At 56.9% G+C, this 255-nt stretch carries 1 protein-coding gene; it reads right to left on the bottom strand.

Annotated elements, in window-relative coordinates; genetic code table 11:
* Positions 1-255, bottom strand: a 255-nt coding sequence (locus SB756_RS32420; RefSeq protein ID WP_410913551.1) for an L-lactate permease, incomplete at both ends; no start/stop codon positions are given.

Genomic DNA, 255 nt, shown 5'->3' with positions numbered 1-255 from the left:
CCAGACAATCGAGAGCAGTGCAGCAAACAGAATGGCGGTGCCGGTGGCAGAGAACCAGTCAAACTTAAACACGGCGGCATAGGCTGTAGCCTCGCTGACCACTGGCGGCATACGGGCAACCAGTTTATCGAGGTACGGCACCGGAATATTGATCACCCACTCATACAGCGCGCCACCCGATGCGAACAGGGCTTTAAACGGCGGGATACTCCACAGTGTTACGGTAGCTGTCAGGAACAGGAACGGTGTCCAGGC

Source organism: Pseudomonas sp. SIMBA_068 (assembly GCF_046534705.1).
Classification (GTDB): domain Bacteria; phylum Pseudomonadota; class Gammaproteobacteria; order Pseudomonadales; family Pseudomonadaceae; genus Aquipseudomonas; species Aquipseudomonas putida.
Note: the sequence above shows the minus strand (reverse complement) of the source record. Positions and strands in the feature narration are given on the sequence as shown.